Raw genomic sequence first — 17,518 nt, forward strand, 5'->3', positions numbered from 1 at the left:
CGACGCGATCCACCATGACTGAATCGAAAGGAGATTCTCGATGACACAGACAGTGGTGATCACCGGAGCCAGCGCCGGCATCGGCCGGGCCACCGCGCAACTGTTCGGGCAGCGCGGGGCGAACGTCGCCCTGCTCGCCCGCGGCTCCGCCGGGCTGGACGGCGCGGCCCGCGACGTCGAATCCGGCGGCGGCAAGGCGCTCAGCATTCCCACCGACGTCGCCGACCACGCGGCCGTCGCCGCCGCCGCCGACGAGACCGAGGCGACGTTCGGCCCCATCGACGTCTGGGTGAACGTCGCGTTCACCTCCGTGTTCGCGCCGTTCAGCGAGATCAGCGCCGAGGAGTTCAAGCGCGTGACGGAGGTGTCCTACCTCGGCTACGTGCACGGCACCATGGCGGCGCTGGCTCCGGTGATCACCACTGTCTGTGTCATCGAGAATCTCCTTTCGATTCAGTCATGGTGGATCGCGTCGTCGGCGAGGGTGGCCGTGCATTCCAGCAACAGCGCGTGCGCGAACGCCTGGGGGAGGTTGCCGCGGAGCTGGCGCTGCCGGACGTCGTATTCCTCGCAGAACAAGCCGGGCGGCCCGCAGGCGGCGCGGTTGCGTTCGAACCAGCGCATCGCGCAATGGGCGTGCCCCAGTTGATGTTCGGCGAGTGCCATCATGAATCCGCAGAGCAGGAAGGCGCCCTCGGCGTCGCCGAGGTCGCGCTGGTCGTGCCGGAAGCGGTACACGAACCCGTCGTGGCTGAGCTGCTTGCGGACGGCGTCCAGTGTGGCCCGGGTGCGCGGGTCGTCGGCGGGCAGGGCGCCGCGCACGGGCGGCAGCAGCAGCGACGCGTCGACGCCGGGCAGCCGCGGGCTGCGTTGCCAGTAGCCACCGTGCGGGTGCAGGCTGCTGGCCGCGGTGTCGGCCAGGATCGCGTCGGCAAGCGACGCGCAGGCCGCCACCTCGTGGCCGCCGCCGGAAACCTTCGCGATGGCGCGTAGCCCGGCCACGCACGCCAGGCGGGACTGTGTCCAGTGCTCGTCATCGATCTCCCAGATGCCCGCATCCGGGTCGCGCCAGCGCTTTTCGATCGCGCCGATGGCGGTCTGCGCGGCGCGCCAGCCGTCGGCGTCGAGCCGGTCGGCGTTGCCCGCCCATGCCAGCAGCTGCAGCGCCTCGCCGAAGACGTCGAGCTGGAATTGCTGGTTGACCCAGTTGCCCACCTTGTCGGCGCCCCCGGGGTAGCCGGGCAGGTCGAGCGTCTCCTCGCCGGGCACGCTGTCACCCATGACGGTGTAGGCCGGCTTGAGATCGGGACCGTGTTCCAGCAGCCGGGCCCCGACGAATTCGACCGCGCAGTCGAGCAACTCGGTCGCCCCCACGGTCGCCGCGGCGATGCCGGCGTAGACCTGATCGCGGATCCACGCGTAGCGGTAGTCGTAGTTCTGGTTGGTGTGGGCGCGTTCGGGCAGGCTCATCGTGGCGGCGGCCACCATGCCGCCGCCGCCGCTGGTCAGCCCTCGCAGCACCGCGTAGGAATGCCGCCCGTCGCGGGGCGCGATGCTGCAGTTCAGCTCGGGCATGCTGCGATGCCAGGCGGCTTCCGTTGCGTCCCAGGTGATGTCGGCGTCGGGCGGCCGGTCGGGGAGAGTCCGCTCGGAGAGCTCCAGCACGAAGTCGTGCTGACCGCCCTCGTCGACGGTGATCTCGCATGTGAGCAGTTCGCCGCGCCCGCGCGCCGCCTGCACGGACCGCACGTCGCAGCCGCCCAGCCAGCGCCAGCGCAACCGCCCCGACTTTCCGCTCCATACCCCGCCGTCGACGCTCATGTCGCCGGGACCGTGCCGGCCGAACTCCGCGCTCGGCTGCAGCACCACTCGCACGCGCGCGGTCCCGCGGCAGCCGATGAGGCGGCGCAGCAGCACCACCCGGTCGGGATCGCCCGGGAAGGCCAGCGCCTCGCGGCACTCCACGATGCCGTCGCGGGTGATCCAGCGATTGCGCCAGATCAGGCTGCCCGGCTCGTAATAGCCGCCCCACACATGCCGGACGTCGGTCGGGGTGATCGCGTAGACGCCGCCACCCCCAATGAGATTGGAGAACACGCCGTCGGAATCCCAGCGCGGCGCGCACATCCATGCGACGTCACCCTGCGGCCCGATCAGCGCACCGCGCTCACCGTCGGCGAGCAGAGCGTACTCGCGCAACACCCGCGGCGAGAACGTCGCCTCGATGTCGATCGTGCGGTCAGCCACGGACCCCCGCCTCCGATGGGCGCCTGGCCGGGGCGGCGCTGCCGATCTTGCCGGTCGCCAGCCGTTCGGCGAGCCGGGAGGCCAACGCCATGATGGTCAGCGCCGGGTTCGCCGAGCCCTGCGTCGGACACACCGAGCCGTCGGCCAGAAACAGGTTCGGCACGCCCCACACCCGGTGATCGGAGTCGACCACGGAGTTGTCCGGGCGGGTGCCCATCCGGGCGCCGCCGATCAGGTGGGCGAACCGCTCGATGGTCAGCACGTCCTGGGCGCCGGCAGCGTGCAGGATGTCGCCGATCACGTTGGTGGAGTAGGCCATGTTGGCCTTGTCGTTGTCGCACAACGTGTAGTCGAACCGGGCCACCGGGATGCCGTAGGTGTCCGTCTCCTGGGCGAGGGTGACCCGATTGTCCGGGCATGGCAGCAGCTCGTTGAGCACGCCGATGGTCGCCCAGTGGTTGTAGTCGCGCATGTATTCGCGCAGCGCGCGGCCCCAATGGCCGTCGGCGAGCACGTGTTCGGCCCAGCCGATGGGCATCGGTGAAACCGTCTGGATGGCGAAGCCGCGGGCGAACCCGCGCGAGGAGTCGGTCTCGTAGAACTGCTCCGAGGACACCTCCGGTGGCGGGGCCTTGTACATCCGGACCTCTTCCGACCACCGACCCGCGGACTGGGTGGCGCCCTGCACCATCACGTAACGCCCGACCTGGTCGTCGTTGTTGCCCAGCCCGTTCGGGAAGCGATCGCACGCCGAGTTCAGCAGCAGGCGCGGCGTTTCAATGGAATACCCGGCGACCGCGACGACCTTGGCCCGCTGCAGCCGCTCGGTGCCGCCGGTCTCGTCGTAGTAGACCACCCCGCGCGCGGAGCCGGCCTCGTCGAGCTCGACGCGGGCGGCCATGCAGTTGGCGCGGATCTCCACGGCGTGGGCCAAGGCGTCGGGCAGGTGCGTGACGTACGGGCTGGCTTTCGCGTTGACCTTGCAACCCTGTAGGCAGTAGCCGCGGTAGATGCAGTGCGGGCGGTTACCGAAGGTGCCGTTGACGATGCCGACGGGCCCGACCCGCATCTCGATGCCGAGCTGCATCGCCCCGCGCCACAGCTTGGCCGCGGCACCCGAAATCGGGTGCGGGGAAAAGGGATACCGATGTGGGTAGCCCCAGGGCCAGTTCTGCCCGGCCACCGGCAACTCGAGCTCGATCCGCTCGTAGTGGGGGCGGACGTCTTCGTAGCCGATCGGCCAGTCCGCTCCGACCCCGTCGAGGGTGTAGGTGCGGAAGTCGCTGGGATGGAACCGCGGCGTGTAGCCGGCGTAGTGCACCATCGAACCGCCGACCCCTCGCCCGGAGTTGTTCTTGCCCAGCTCGATCGGGTCGTCGCCGCCGATGATCCGCTTCTGCGTCCAGTACAGGGAGTGCGATCCCGCCTCGTCGGAGACCCAGTCCTCGTCGGGGTGCCAGAACGGCCCCGCCTCGAGGATCACGACCCGCCAGCCGGCCCGCGCCAGCCGTTGCGCGAGCACGGATCCGCCGGCGCCGGCACCGACGACCACGAGGTCGACCTCGTCGTCGTCGCTGTAGCGCTGCATGGTCTTTTCGCCGGGCAGGTCGCGCGAGTGCACGTCGAGCAGGAACCGGGACTCGTTATCCTTTGGCCCGATCGCGCCTTTGAAGAGCCCGCGGAGTCGGTCGCCCATCACAACTCTCCCTCTTGGACCACGCGGACCGGATCCTCGTCGGTGGCGCCCGGGGTTTCGAACGGTTCGCGCGCGGCGGCGGGCCCGGTGGCACCGCCGAGGCGCATGAACCCGCGCGGGTAGGCCGGACCCCCGAAGCCGATCTCGTTCCACGCCCACGGGTGGGAGTAGAACCCGGACAACGTCATTCGCATGCACACCGACCACGCGCGTTTGACGTTGAGGCGTTCCCAGCTCCCGCCCTCCAGGGCGCCCTGCGAGAACTCGTCGATGATCGCTTCGCGGGCGTCCGGGTCGGCTTCGGCGAAGGTCTTGCTGTACCGGCGGGACGCGGTCTCGTCGAGCGCGCGCAGCACCAGCCGCCACGTGTCGCGGTCGTCGGGCATGTCGGCGTACTGGTAGCCGTCGAGGCGGCCGTCGGCGAGCTTGGAATCGACGGACTCGGGCACGGGCACTCGTGGCTCGCGGTCCTGAGCCAGCACCGTGTCGCAGAACGCCCGCAGGCACGGCTCCTCCTCCGGCGTGAAGAACCGCAGCGGGCCGGGCGGTTCCAGCCGGGCCAGCACCACCTTCTTGGTGGCGCCGTCCCACGTGTCGGTCGTTTCCAGCACGTCGTAATCCGGGTAGCGGCCGATCATTTGGGGCGTGACGCCACGGCGTTGCTTGGGCAGCCAGGACGGGTGCGGCGGTTTGCGATCCGCGCGCAGGTTGGGCAGGTGGTCGGGGCGCGAGGTGTCCGCCATCGCCGCTCAGCCCCGGAACCGCTCGCGACGCAGGACCGAGGCCAGCAGGCCCATCCCCCCGACCATGCACATCAACCCGGGCGCCGCGATCGGCGGACCCATGGGCACGTTGTAGGACGCGTTCTTCCAGCCGCCCGGCTTGCGCGCGACCCCGCGGGCATGCAGGTATTCGCCCATCAGGCCGTTGGCGGTGTAGATCCCCGCGGTGATCGGCAGCCAGGTTTTGGCCCAGCGCCGGGAGAACACCCCGCCGACCCCGGCCACCACCACCGGCGGCGTCACCACGATCGGGCTCCACATCCACTTGTTGCCGAAGCTGGCCTTGTAGTGCTCGAAATAGATTTCGGCCGTCGTGACGACGGCCGCGATGGCCGTCAGCCCGGACAGCGAGCGTTCGAAGCGACCGTGCGCGACGTCGTACAACGCCCGCTCGGCGAGGTGTTGGGCCTCGCCCGTGCGCCGTCCTCCGTTGCCTAACAACAACATTTGGTTTCCCTTCCTAGCTCGTCGATTGGCCTGTCATGGCTCGGTTCCGCGCACTGACCGACGCGGGCGTACGAAAGGTATTGCGAGGCAAGCGCTGTCGAATTTCGGCCATCAGACGCTGGGAGGCGCTCGCAGCGGAGATCTCCCGCCGTCTTGCCCATCCGTCACCTCACTTCTGAAACGAAACACGCTCGAGCAGCCACCACGCGATGAAGATTCGCGATGGCTGCCAGAGAACTGGTTAGCGCCCAGCTGTGTGTTTCAACCGAGGTGGTCCCGACGGCGCGTCGTGACCGAAGCGCATGGGGTGCGTACCCGCTTTCGATCGGCGCAAACCGTCGGTGGGTCTGGGCCTTGCGGTGTCGGTCGGACTTGTCGGACCCTCGATCTACTATCGAACTTATGTTCGAATATGCGTGGGCCTCGCGGTCCACTCCGGAGTCGGCGGTGTTGCTGGCTCGGGTGCGGGCGGCCGGGCGTGCCGAGGCCCGGGCAGCCGCGGAACGGCTGGGGGCGGTGGCGGACTTGCTGGTATTGCGGTGCCGCGATTCGGGGGAGCGGGCCGAGTGGGCGGCCGATGCGTGGGACGCGGTGGCGGCGCAGGTGGGTGCGGCGCTGGGATGCAGTGTGGCGATGGCGCACAGCTATTTGCGGTATGCGATGGCGATGCGTGAGCGGCTGCCGCAGGTGGGCAAGGCGTTTGAGGCCGGGGACATCGATTATCGGGCGTTTCAGACGATCGTGTTTCGCACCGATTTGATCACCGACGCCGAGGTGATGGCGCGGGTGGATGCCCGGCTGGCGGTGGTGCTCTCACGGCGTCCGTCGCTGACCCGCGGTGGGCTGGCTGCGGCGGTGGACCGGGTGGTGGCGCTGGTGGATGCCGATGCGGTGCGCCGGGCCAGGGAGGCGATCGACGATCGGTTTGTCGACGTGCAGGACAACGAGTCGGGGATGGCGTGGCTGACGGGCAGCGTGTTCGGCGCCGACGGGCACGCGCTGGATCGGCGCCTCGACGAGATGGCCGCCAGCGTGTGTGGGGCCGATCCGCGCTCCCAGCGGCAGCGACGGGCCGACGCGCTGGGTGCGTTGGCCGCCGGCGCGGACCGGTTGGGCTGTCAGTGTGGGACGCCGGAGTGCGCCGGTAGTGGGCGAACCCCGAGCGCGGTGGTGATCCATGTGGTGGCCGAGGCGGCCACGGTCGCCGGGCGCGGCGCGGCGCCGGGGGTGTTGCCCGGCGTGGAGGGCCTGGTGCCGGCCGAGGTGGTTGCCGAACTGGCCCGCTCGGCGAGGCTGGTGCCGGTCAGCGTCCCGGCGCAGGCCGAGCCGCGCTACATCCCCTCGGCCCGGCTGGCCGATTTCGTGCGGTGCCGGGATCTGACGTGTCGGGCGCCGGGGTGTGATCGGCCGGCCGTCGACTGCGATATCGACCATACGATCCCGTACGCCGATGGCGGCCCGACGCATTCGTCGAACCTGAAATGTCTTTGCCGCCAACATCATTTGCTCAAAACGTTCTGAGGCTGGCGCGACGAGCAGTTGCCCGACGGCACCCTCATCTGGCGGCTGCCCGACGGGCACACCTACGTCACCACCCCGGGCAGCGCGCTGCTGTTTCCCAGCCTGTGCGCGCCCACCGGCGACCTACCCGCCCCCGCCACCGGCGCCGAGCGCTGCGGCGGCGCACCGCGATGATGCCCCGGCGCACCCGCACTCGCGCCCAGAACCGGGCCCAGCGCATCGCCACCGAACGTCACCACAACCGCGACGCCCGACTGGCAACCCAACCCACCGCACGCGGTCCCGCACCGCCGGACGACGAACCCCCACCCTTCTAGGGCGCTCCGGCGTTCACACGGTTTTGGTGACGCCGACGTAGGACAGCACCACGTCGGATTCGTCGGTCACTTGGGTCAGCGTCGCGTAGGACCGGATGAACGACTGACCCACGCACCCATCGATTTTGACGTGGAATCCGGTGACGATGACCCGCGGATTCGGGCCCGTGAACTCCTTCTTGGCCACCGGTACTACGACTACGACACCCGGCTTGAGGCCCACGGTGATCAGGCCGTTCATCGGGGTGGTGACCAACGGCACCGGCGTCGGCGCACCGGTAAACACGCCCGCCAAGCCCAGGCCGGGGGTCACGCCGGCGTTGCCGCCGAGGGTGACGCCGTTGGACGTGCTCATGTCGATGCCGCAGCCGATCTCGTAACCCACCTCGAGGGTGCCGTGGGGATTTTCGAGCCCGTCCAGCGAGGCGGCAAACGTTCCGCGGGCGAGGTATTCGCGAGACGATAGCGCGGTGGTCAACGGCGCGATGGGAACTTGCGACTCGTCCCGCGCCCCGAGGGTGAGGGTCCAGCCTTCCGGCGTCGTGTAGGTCACCGGTTCGGACGAGGGCACCCGCCCGTCGTCCGGCGTTACCGCGGCAACGTTTTCCGCGTCGGGGTCGGCGGCCGTCGGCGGTGCCGAGATCACCGCAAAGACGACGCACGAAGCGACGATCGCAGCGCGACGGACGACCACGGCTACCGGCCACACGTGCGACACCGTATGCGCGGCCCGATCCCGCTCCCGGAATTTGCTGGTCGAGCCGCCGAAGTCGTTGTGCGTTCGTAATCGTTATGGGATATGGCAGCGGAAGTTTGGGTTGGCGTGCCGGACGAACGGATCGCTGCTCCGGTCATTAGCGGGGCGAGCCTCGAGCACGCCGGACTCCCCAGGCGCGGCGGCCCCGGACGGAGCCCGACCGGGGCCGAAGGTCGACCCGCACGACTGCGGCGGCTGACCGCCCCGAGGTAAATCGCCTGGCCAGGACCGCCGAGCCCGCGGGTGTGCCATGATGTCGGAGCTGTCAAGACATTAGGGAGCGGCCGTGGATCTCAACTTGTCGATTGTCACGCGACCGGTCGAGCGCCTGATAGCTACGGCGCAGAACGGGCTCGAGGTCTTGCGACTGGGGGGCTTGGAAACCGGCACCGTGCCGTCGCCTTCGCAGATCGTCGAGAGCGTACCGATGTACAAGCTCCGGCGTTATTTCCCGCCCGACAGCCGGCCGGACAAGCCGCGGGTCGGCCCGCCGGTGCTGATGGTGCACCCGATGATGATGTCGGCGGACATGTGGGACGTCACGCGCGAGGACGGCGCGGTCGGCATCCTGCACGCCAACGGGCTGGATCCCTGGGTCATCGACTTCGGCGAACCCGACAAGGTCGAAGGCGGCATGCGCCGCACGCTGGCCGACCACATCGTCGCGCTCAGCCAGGCGATCGACACCGTCAGGGACGTCACCGGAAGCGACGTCCATCTGGTCGGATATTCGCAGGGTGGCATGTGGTGCTACCAGGTCACCGCGTACCGGCGTTCGAAAAGCCTGGCCAGCATCGTCACCTTCGGTTCGCCGGTGGACACCCTGGCCGCCCTGCCGATGGGCATCCCGGCGAACTTCGCCGCACCCGCCGCCAACTTCATGGCGGACCACGTCTTCAGCCGGCTGGACATCCCGAGCTGGATGGCGCGCACCGGCTTTCAGATGCTCGACCCGCTCAAGACCGCCAAGGCCCGAGTGGATTTCGTGCGCCAGCTGCACGACCGCGAGGCGCTACTTCCGCGCGAACAACAGCGCCGGTTCCTCGAGCGCGAAGGCTGGATCGCCTGGTCCGGGCCGGCGATCTCCGAACTGCTCAAACAATTCATCGCCCACAACCGAATGATGACCGGCGGTTTCGCCGTCAACGGGCAAATGGTCACGCTCACCGACATCACCTGCCCCGTGCTGGCCTTCGTCGGCGAGGTGGACGACATCGGGCAGCCGGCATCGGTACGCGGCATCCGGCGCGCGGCCCCCGACGCCGAAGTGTACGAAAGCCGCATCCGCACAGGGCATTTCGGCCTGGTCGTCGGATCGAAGGCGGCGCAGCAGAGCTGGCCGACGGTCGCCGAATGGGTGCAATGGCTCTCCACCGGCGGCGACAAGCCGGACAGCATCGACCTGATGGCCGACCAGCCCGAGGAGCACACGGACAGCGGCGTCGCGCTGAGCTCCCGGCTCGTGCACGGCATCGGGGAGGTCTCCGAGGCGGCGCTGGGCGTGGTGCGCGGCGCGGCGAACACGGTGGTCGCGGCCAATAAGTCGATGCGGACCCTGGCCGTAGAAACGGCCCGGACGCTGCCGCGGCTGGTCCGGCTGGGACAGATCAACGACCACACCCGAATCTCGCTGGGCCGCATCATCGACGAACAGGCGCACGACGCCCCGCGGGGCGAGTTCCTGCTGTTCGACGGTCGCGTGCACACCTACGAAGCCGTCAACCGGCGGATCAACAATGTCGTCCGCGGCCTGATCGAGGTCGGGGTGCGGCAGGGCGACCGGGTCGGCGTGCTGATGGAGACGCGGCCCAGCGCGCTGGTCGCCATCGCCGCGCTGTCCCGGCTGGGCGCGGTCGCGGTGGTGATGCGACCGGACGCCGACCTGGCAGCGTCGGTTCGGCTCGGGGGCGTGACCGAGCTGTTGACCGACCCCACCAACCTCGAGGCGGTGCTGGCGTCGGGCCGCGATGGGCTGCGGCAGGTGCTGGTGCTCGGCGGCGGCGAGTCGCGGGACCTGCATCTGCCCGACGACAGCGACGTCATCGACATGGAGCGGATCGACCCGGACGCCGTCGAGCTGCCCGGCTGGTACCGGCCCAACCCGGGGCTGGCGCGGGACTTGGCGTTCATCGCGTTCAGCGCGGCCGGCGGCGAGTTGGTCGCCAAGCAGATCACCAACTACCGGTGGGCGGTGTCGGCGTTCGGGACCGCCTCGACGGCCGCGCTGGACCGCCGGGACACCGTGTACTGCTTGACCCCGCTGCACCACGAGTCGGCGCTGCTGGTCAGCCTCGGCGGCGCGGTGGTCGGCGGGACCCGCATCGCGTTGTCCCGCGGACTGGACCGGGACCGGTTCGTTCAGGAGGTGCGGCAGTACGGCGTCACGGTGGTGTCCTACACCTGGGCCATGCTCCGCGAGATCGTCGACGATCCCGCGTTCGTGTTGCACGGCAACCACCCGGTGCGGCTGTTCATCGGGTCCGGCATGCCGACGGGCCTGTGGGGCCGGGTGGTCGATGCGTTTGCGCCCGCCCATGTCGTCGAGTTCTTCGCGACCACCGACGGACAAGCGGTGCTGGCCAATGTGTCTGGGGCCAAGATCGGCAGCAAGGGCCGACCGCTGCCGGGCGCGGGGCGTATCGAGCTGGCGGCCTACGACGCCGAGCAGGATCTGATCCTGGAGAACGACCGCGGCTTCGTCCAGGTGGCCGAGCCGAAAGAGGTCGGGGTGCTGCTCGCCGCGTCCAACGGCCCGATCGATCCGACGGCGTCGGTCAAGCGGGGAGTCTTCGCCGCCGGCGACACCTGGATCTCGACGGAGTACCTGTTCTATCGCGACGACGACGGCGACTTCTGGTTGGCGGGCAGGCGCGGCTCGGTGGTCCACACCGCGCGGGGCCTGGTGTATGCCGAGCGGGTCACCGACGCGCTGGGGTGCATCAACGGCGTCGACCTCGCGGTGACCTACAACGTGCCGGTGGGCGACCGGGAGGTGGCGGTCGCGGCGGTTACGCTGCTTCCGGGGGCCAGCATCACCGCGGCCGACCTGACCGACGCCGTGGCCAAGATTCCCATCGGGGTGGGTCCCGACATCGTCCAAGTGTGTCCGGAGATGACTTTGAGCGCGACCTACCGTCCGACCGTCAGCGCGTTGCGCGCGGCGGGAATTCCCAAGCCGGGCCGCCAGGTGTGGTACTTCGACGGCGAGAGCAACTTCTTCCGAAAGCTGACCGCCGGCGTGCGGGCCGAGCTGAGCGGGCGCACCGATGGTTGACGACTCACTGCTGGCAATCCTGGTCTGCCCGGCCGACCGGGGACCGCTGCTGCTGGTGGACGACGAGTTGCTGTACAACCCGCGGTTGCGGCGTGCCTACCGCATCGAGGACGGCATCCCGGTGCTGCTCATCGACGAGGCGCGAGACGTCGACGACGACGAGCACGCCCGGCTCATGGCACAAGGCCGTCCGGCAGATCCCCGGTGAGGTAACGCTGCAGGTTCGGCGCGATGGTTTGCGCGACCCGATCGGCCGGTAGCGACGCGAACGGCTCCAATCGCAGGATGTAGCGCGCCATCACCACGCCGACCAGTTGCGACGCGACGAACTGGACGCGGATCAATCCACTGCCGGGCGGATTGTCAACGCGCGGACCAACTTCCACCCCGATCACGTCCTCGATGAACGTGCGGAACAGGTTGACCTCCGAGCCGGCCAGGACGGACCGCAGCGTGGCGATGAAGCCCGTGCCCAGGTCGGAATCCCACAGCGGCAACAACATCGACGGCAGCCGGTAGCCGACTTCCTCGATGGGCACGTCGCGCAGCGGGCCGATGATGTCCATCGGGTCGATCGGGATGTGGACGGCGGCGGCGAACAGCTTCTCCTTGGTGCCGAAGTAGTGATGCACCAGCGCCGAATCCACACCCGCCGCCGCCGCTACCGCACGGATCGAGGTATTGCCAATACCGTTGGTGGCAAACAACTCTCGGGCGCTGGCCAGGATACGGTTGCGAGTGTCGGAGCTTCCGGCGGGGCGCCCCGGCCGGCGGCGCCGGGTGTTGGGGGCCGCCACTAGGACCCGCTCGCGATCGCCACTAGGACCCTCCGTGGCGACCCGCCGCGCTCGCGATCGCCACTAGGCGGTCCGCCGACGCAGCGTCGCCGCCGCCAGGCACAGCGCGATGAGCGCGGAGCCGAGCACGACGACGATGTCGCGCACCGCGATGTAGGTCAGCTGCGGGTGCGCACCCACCTGCTGGAGGGCCTCCAGCGCGTAGCTGGCCGGCATCACGTTGCTGATCCACTGCAGCCAGTGTGGCATCAGCGCCCGCGGCACGATGATCCCGGCCAGCAACAACTGAGGAACCATCACCAACGGAATGAATTGCACGGCCTGAAACTCCGTGCGCGCGAAGGCACTACACAGCAGGCCCAGCCCCACACCCAACACGGCGTTGACGATCGCGATCACGAACACCCACGCTGGGCTGCCCGCGGTGTCGAAGCCGAGCGCCCAAAACGACACGATGCACGCCAGAATGGCTTGTGCCGCAGCGGCCGTCGAGAACGCGGTGCCATAGGCGATCAGTAGGTCGAACCGGCGCAGGGGAGTGGTCAGGATGCGCTCCAGCGTCCCGGAGGCCCGTTCCCGCTGCATCGTGATCGCCGTGATGATGAACATCACGAACAGCGGGAAAAGGCCCAGCAGGATCAGGCAGGCGTTGTTGAACGGTGCCGGGGTGCCGGGCCGATGCGGTGCGTTCTGGAACATGAAGTACATCAGCGAGATGACCAAGAGCGGCACGAACAGAATCATCGCGACGCTGCGGTGGTCGGCGGCCAGCTGGCGCAGGATCCGCGCCGTGGTGGCGGTGTATCCCTTGAGCCCTAACCGGCTTCGCGCATGGTGGTGCGCCTGATGATGGACAGAAACGCGTCCTCCAGTGACGTGCATCCGGTGTCCTCTCGTAGTCGGGCCGGGGTGGTGTGCGCGAGCAGGTGTCCGTCGCGCATCAGCAACAGGTCGCCGCAGTGGTCGGCTTCGTCCATGACGTGGCTGGACACCAGCAGCGTGGTTCCGGCACGGGCGAGGTCGGCGAACTGTCCCCACAGATCCGCGCGCAGCACCGGGTCCAAACCCACCGTGGGCTCGTCGAGCACGAGCAGGTCGGGCTGGCAGACCAGCGCGCACGCCAGCGACACTCGGGTGCGCTGACCACCGGAAAGGTTGGCGCAGAAGGCGGTTCGTTGATCGGCCAGCCCGACCCGCTCGATCGCGGTGTCGGCGGCCTGGTGGTCGAAACCGTACAGCGAGGCGAAGTACCGCACGTTGTCGACGACCCGCAGGTCGTTGTAGATGGTCGGGTCCTGGGGCAGGTATCCGACGCGGCGGTGCAGCGCCGCCGACCCGGCCGGATGGCCGAGCACGGTGACGGCTCCCTTGGAATTTCCAGTCACGATCTGCGTGCCGACGATGCAGCGCATCAGGGTGGTCTTGCCGCAGCCGGACGGGCCGAGCAGACCGGTGATGCTGCCCCGCCCAATCTGCACCGAGACGTCGTGCAGTGCGGTGCATTTGCCGCGGATCACCCTCAGGTGGTCGATGCGGACGGCCGGGGCCGAGATTAATTCATCATGTGATGAAGTCATCATACGATGAATATCCGCCTGCGCCGACCCGCTGTCAAGGGGCTACGGGGAACGTTCTGGCGATCCCGGGCGGCGCTGCGGCAGGTGTCCGTGCACGCCCTCGGCGTAGGCCGTCTCGGCGTGCTGGGTGAGGTCGACGCCGGTGATCTCGTCTTCCGCGCTGACCCGGAAGCCCATCACCCGGTCGATCAGCTTCGCGAGCACGAACGACACGGCGAACGCATACACCGCGACGACGACGATCGCGAGCGTCTGCTTGCCCAGCTGGGTGAAGCCGCCCCCATAGAAGAGGCCCCTCGGGCCCGACGTCATGACCGCCGTGGCGAGCAGCCCGATCAACGACACACCGACGACCCCGCCGACGAAGTGCACGCCGACCACATCGAGCGAATCGTCGTAGTTGAACCGAAACTTCGCGCTGACCGCGAACGAACACACGACGCCGGCCGCGAGGCCGACGACCGCCGCCCCGAGCGTGTTGACGGTGCCGCACGACGGCGTGATGGCGACGAGCCCCGCCACCACCCCGGACGCCGCGCCGAACGTCGTGGGCCTGCCGTCGCGGACCTGTTCGACCGACAGCCAGCCGAGCATGCCGAGGCAGCCGGCGACGAGGGTGTTGAGGAAGATGGCAGCGGCGGTGCCGTTGGCGGCCAGCGCAGACCCGGCGTTGAACCCGAACCAGCCGAACCACAGCAGGCCGACACCGAGCAGCACGAGCGGCAGGTTGTGCGGCCGCATGGCGTCCTTCTTGAAGCCGATGCGGGGGCCGAGCACCAGCGCCAGGGCCAGGGCCGAGGAACCGGACACGATCTCGACGACGAGGCCGCCCGCGTAGTCCAGCACGCCCATCTTGGCCAGCCAGCCGCCGGGCCCCCATACCCAGTGCGCCACAACCGAATACACGACGACCGTCCACACCGGGACGAACACCATCCACGCGGCGAACTTCGCGCGGTCGGCGATGGCGCCGCTGACCAGGGCGGCCGTGATGATCGCGAACGTGACCTGGAACGTGGCGTACAGGAGTTCGGGAACCGCGCCGTGGGCGGTGTCCGGGGTGATACCCAGCATCCCGACATGCCTGAGATTGCCGAGGAACCCGCTCGCCCCGTCCTCGCTGAAGGCGATGGTGTAGCCCAGCAACAGCCACGCCACCGTGACCAGCGGGATGGAGATGAAGCTCATCATGATCATGTTGAGCACGCCGGTGGTGCGGACCATGCCGCCGTAGAAGATCGCCAGGCCGGGCGTCATCAGGAGGACCAGCGCGGTGCTGGCCAGCAGCCACGCGGTGGCGGCGGGGTCGATCGGATGCATGCTGTGTGCTCCTTCACAGGTCCCAGGACACCGGGATACTGCCATGGCAGCGCTGCCGGTAGGTTCGGTGGGTGGCCGCAAGCCAGCTGCTCGTCGACCCCGTCGCGGCCGCGCATCGGCTACTCGGCGCCACCCTCACCGGGCGGGGCGTCAGCGCCGTCATCGTGGAAGTCGAGGCGTACGGCGGAGTTCCGGACGGCCCATGGCCGGACGCCGCGGCGCACTCCTATCGCGGCATCAGCGGACGCAACGCGGTGATGTTCGGGCCTCCCGGCCGCCTCTACACCTATCGCAGCCACGGGATCCACGTCTGCGCCAACGTTTCCTGCGGGCCGGACGGGACCGCCGCGGCCGTCCTGTTGCGGGCCGCCGCCCTCGAGGACGGCACCGATACCGCCCGCGCCCGGCGCGGCGAGCTGGTTCGCGCGGCCGCGCTGGCGCGCGGGCCCGGCAATCTGTGTTCGGCCCTGGGAATCACCATGGACGACAACGGGATTGACCTGTTCGACCCCGCCAACCCGGTCACCCTGGAACTCAACGAGCCGCTGACCCCCGTGGCGGGCCCGCGGGTGGGGGTCAGCCAGGCCGCCGACCGGCCGTGGCGGTTCTGGCTCCCCGGCCGCCCGGAAGTGTCGGCATACCGGCGCAGCCCACGGGCGCCCGCCCCGGGGACCAGCGACTAGCGGCAGCGGGTCGCCTTCATAGGGCTAGGCGGCCGCCGGTGCGGGGACCGCACGAAACGCCGGGTCCACTCGCCGCGCCAGGAACACGAACGCCACGGCCAGGAGCGGCGCGACGGCACTGTATATCGCGGCCGGCGTGGCCATCTCGGCGCTGTTCAGCAGTTGCGGACTCAACGCGACGCCCATCGCCACCACGGCGTTGTGCATGCCGACCTCCAGGCTGACCGCGACGGCCTGCCGCGGAGCCAGCCGCATCAGGCGCGGCGCCAGATAGCCGACCGCCAGGCTCACGGCGCAGAAGGCCACGACGGCTCCGCTCAGCACGCCGAGGTTGTGCCAGAGCGTGGTTCGTCCCCCGGTGACGGCGCCGAGCACGGCGAGTACGAGCAGCGTGAGCGCGACGATCCGGACCGGTTTCTGCAGTCGCCGGGCCAGTGCGGGAAAGCGGTGGCGGACCGCCACCCCGATCGCGATGGGGACGATGACCAGGCCGATCACCGCGAAGAACTTGTCCGGCTGCAGCGGGAGAAACCGCCCTTTGCCGAGGAACCACGTCATCGACACCGCCAGAATCGCGGGCAACGCAACGATGGACAGCACGGCGTTGATCGCCGTCAGCGTGAGGTTGAGCGCCAAGTCGCCGTTGAACAGGTGGCTGAGGATGCTGGACATCGTCCCGCCGGGGGTGGCGGCCATCAGCATCAGCCCGACCGCCAGGTGGGGCTCGAGGTGGAAGGCCTCGGCGATGACTAGGCACAGCGACGGGAGCAGCAGCGACTGGCAGACGAGCGCGACGACCAGTGGTTTGCGCAGCGTGGCCGCCCGCTTGAAGTCGTCGACCGTGAGCGTCAGCCCGAGGGCGAGCATGATGATCACGACCACCAACGGCCAGTACCGGTTGTCCATGACGCTCCGCGTTGTTTGGTGCGCTGAGGGAAAAGCGACGATGCGCCGCGCCGTTAGCTTGCCTTATCGAGCAGCGCAGGGGCGAATCGTGGCCGCGGGACCGACTAAAGTCGGCGGCGATGTCTTCCGGGATCCTTGACGAGCTGAGCTGGCGTGGGCTGATCGCGCAGTCCACCGACCTCGACGCATTGGCGGCCGAGGCGCAGCGCGGTCCGTTGACGGTGTACGCGGGTTTCGACCCGACCGCGGCCAGCCTGCACGCGGGGCACCTGGTGCCGCTGCTGGCGCTGCGGCGCTTCCAGCGCGCCGGCCACCGCCCGATCGTCCTCGCCGGCGGCGCCACCGGCATGATCGGTGACCCGCGTGACGTCGGGGAGCGCACCCTGAACGAGGCGGACGTCGTCGCCGACTGGACCGAGCGCATCCGCGGGCAGCTCGAGCGCTTCGTCGACTTCGACGAATCCGAGACGGGCGCGGTCGTCGTCAACAACCTGGACTGGACGGCCCCGCTGTCAGCCATCGAGTTCCTGCGTGACCTCGGCAAGCACTTCTCGGTCAACGTCATGCTGGATCGCGACACTGTCCGGCGGCGGCTGGAGGGCGAGGGCATCTCCTACACGGAATTCAGCTACATGCTCCTTCAGGCCAACGACTACGTCGAATTGCACCGCCGGTACGGCTGCACGCTGCAGATCGGCGGTTCCGACCAGTGGGGCAACATCATCGCCGGCGTGCGATTGGTCCGCCAGAAGCTGGGCGCGACGGTGCACGCGCTCACCGTCCCGCTGGTGACAGCGGCCGACGGCACCAAGTTCGGCAAGTCCACCGGCGGCGGCAGCCTGTGGCTGGACCCGGCGATGACCACCCCGTATGCCTGGTACCAATACTTCTTCAACACCGCCGACGCCGACGTGATCCGGTACCTGCGTTGGTTCACCTTCCTGTCGGCCGACGAGCTCGCCGAGCTGGAGCGGGCGACCGCCGAGCGCCCGCAGCAGCGCGCCGCGCAGCGCCGGCTCGCCCGCGAACTGACCGTGCTGGTGCACGGCGAGGCGGCCACCGAGGCGGTCGAGCACGCCAGCCGGGCGCTGTTCGGGCAGGGCGAATTGGACCGCCTGGACGAGGCGACGCTGTCGGCGGCGCTGCGCGAGGCCTCGGTCGCCGAGCTCAAACCCGGTGGCCCCGACGGGATCG

General features: G+C 69.4%; 14 protein-coding genes and 2 pseudogenes. 6 read left to right on the forward strand and 10 right to left on the reverse strand.

All coding sequences use genetic code 11. From position 1 onward, the window contains the following. Positions 1-40 precede the first annotated feature (40 nt). A complete protein-coding gene (locus tag A5709_RS29075) occupies positions 41-649 on the forward strand; it encodes an SDR family NAD(P)-dependent oxidoreductase (protein WP_082973805.1) in 609 nt (202 codons plus the stop codon). On the opposite strand, the pseudogene A5709_RS06835 reads toward A5709_RS29075, so the two are convergent. From A5709_RS06835 to A5709_RS06850, 4 genes and pseudogenes are all read right to left on the reverse strand, one after another. Continuing rightward, positions 553-2,247: pseudogene (locus A5709_RS06835) on the reverse strand (glycoside hydrolase family 15 protein); the annotation flags it as partial. The gene A5709_RS29075 and the pseudogene A5709_RS06835 overlap by 97 nt on opposite strands. Further along, positions 2,240-3,943 carry a GMC family oxidoreductase gene (locus A5709_RS06840; protein WP_068119027.1) on the reverse strand — a complete coding sequence of 568 codons (1,704 nt, stop codon included), beginning with the start codon at positions 3,941-3,943 and terminating at the stop codon, positions 2,240-2,242. The pseudogene A5709_RS06835 and the gene A5709_RS06840, both read right to left, overlap by 8 nt. Then, on the reverse strand, positions 3,943-4,686 hold the full coding sequence (locus tag A5709_RS06845; RefSeq protein WP_067951269.1) for a gluconate 2-dehydrogenase subunit 3 family protein: 744 nt from the start codon (positions 4,684-4,686) through the stop codon (positions 3,943-3,945). Before A5709_RS06845 ends, A5709_RS06840 begins: the two co-directional genes overlap by 1 nt. Positions 4,687-4,692: 6 nt before the next feature. Beyond that, complete coding sequence (locus tag A5709_RS06850; RefSeq protein WP_068119030.1) at positions 4,693-5,172, reverse strand: hypothetical protein; 480 nt, start codon at positions 5,170-5,172, stop codon at positions 4,693-4,695. 402 nt (positions 5,173-5,574) lie between these two features. Between A5709_RS06850 and A5709_RS28370 the strand changes: the two are divergent. Continuing rightward, positions 5,575-7,010, forward strand: a pseudogene (locus A5709_RS28370) (HNH endonuclease signature motif containing protein). A gap of 13 nt (positions 7,011-7,023) precedes the next feature. Here A5709_RS28370 and A5709_RS06860 read toward each other — a convergent pair. Further along, positions 7,024-7,704 (reverse strand): MspA family porin, encoded by a 681-nt coding sequence (locus tag A5709_RS06860; protein ID WP_067951310.1) that lies wholly within the window; start codon positions 7,702-7,704, stop codon positions 7,024-7,026. 349 nt (positions 7,705-8,053) lie between these two features. Here A5709_RS06860 and A5709_RS06865 point away from each other — a divergent pair, with 349 nt between their 5' ends. Next, positions 8,054-11,041, forward strand: a complete 2,988-nt coding sequence (locus A5709_RS06865) for an acyl-CoA synthetase (protein WP_068119034.1) — start codon at positions 8,054-8,056, stop codon at positions 11,039-11,041. After that, positions 11,034-11,249: a Trm112 family protein gene (locus A5709_RS06870; RefSeq protein WP_067951283.1), complete on the forward strand. Its 216-nt coding sequence runs from the start codon at positions 11,034-11,036 to the stop codon at positions 11,247-11,249. The genes A5709_RS06865 and A5709_RS06870 overlap by 8 nt, the downstream gene beginning before the upstream one ends. Here the strand turns inward: A5709_RS06870 and A5709_RS06875 are convergent. From A5709_RS06875 to A5709_RS06890, 4 genes are all read right to left on the reverse strand, one after another. Continuing rightward, positions 11,215-11,838 carry a TetR/AcrR family transcriptional regulator gene (locus A5709_RS06875; protein WP_082973806.1) on the reverse strand — a complete coding sequence of 208 codons (624 nt, stop codon included), beginning with the start codon at positions 11,836-11,838 and terminating at the stop codon, positions 11,215-11,217. The two genes, A5709_RS06870 and A5709_RS06875, sit on opposite strands and share 35 nt — an antisense overlap. A gap of 63 nt (positions 11,839-11,901) precedes the next feature. Continuing rightward, the gene (locus tag A5709_RS06880) at positions 11,902-12,720 is read right to left on the reverse strand and encodes an ABC transporter permease (RefSeq protein WP_082973807.1); all 819 of its coding nucleotides are present in this window, start codon (positions 12,718-12,720) and stop codon (positions 11,902-11,904) included. Beyond that, positions 12,654-13,418 (reverse strand): ABC transporter ATP-binding protein, encoded by a 765-nt coding sequence (locus A5709_RS06885; RefSeq protein ID WP_068119040.1) that lies wholly within the window; start codon positions 13,416-13,418, stop codon positions 12,654-12,656. Before A5709_RS06885 ends, A5709_RS06880 begins: the two co-directional genes overlap by 67 nt. Positions 13,419-13,457: 39 nt before the next feature. Then, entirely contained in the window at positions 13,458-14,735 is a 1,278-nt protein-coding gene (locus A5709_RS06890) for an ammonium transporter (RefSeq protein WP_067951289.1), read from the reverse strand. 71 nt (positions 14,736-14,806) lie between these two features. Between A5709_RS06890 and A5709_RS06895 the strand changes: the two genes are divergently transcribed. Continuing rightward, positions 14,807-15,418 carry a DNA-3-methyladenine glycosylase gene (locus tag A5709_RS06895; protein WP_067951291.1) on the forward strand — a complete coding sequence of 204 codons (612 nt, stop codon included), beginning with the start codon at positions 14,807-14,809 and terminating at the stop codon, positions 15,416-15,418. 24 nt (positions 15,419-15,442) lie between these two features. Here the strand turns inward: A5709_RS06895 and A5709_RS06900 are convergent, their stop codons facing one another. Further along, positions 15,443-16,366: a bile acid:sodium symporter family protein gene (locus tag A5709_RS06900; RefSeq protein ID WP_369827269.1), complete on the reverse strand. Its 924-nt coding sequence runs from the start codon at positions 16,364-16,366 to the stop codon at positions 15,443-15,445. Positions 16,367-16,443: 77 nt separating this feature from the next. On the opposite strand from A5709_RS06900, the gene tyrS reads away from it, so the two are divergent. Further along, the coding region (tyrS, locus tag A5709_RS06905) for a tyrosine--tRNA ligase (protein ID WP_067951294.1) at positions 16,444-17,518 on the forward strand (1,075 nt) is incomplete at its 3' end.

This window comes from Mycobacterium sp. E1386 (genome assembly GCF_001672745.1).
Classification (GTDB): domain Bacteria; phylum Actinomycetota; class Actinomycetes; order Mycobacteriales; family Mycobacteriaceae; genus Mycobacterium.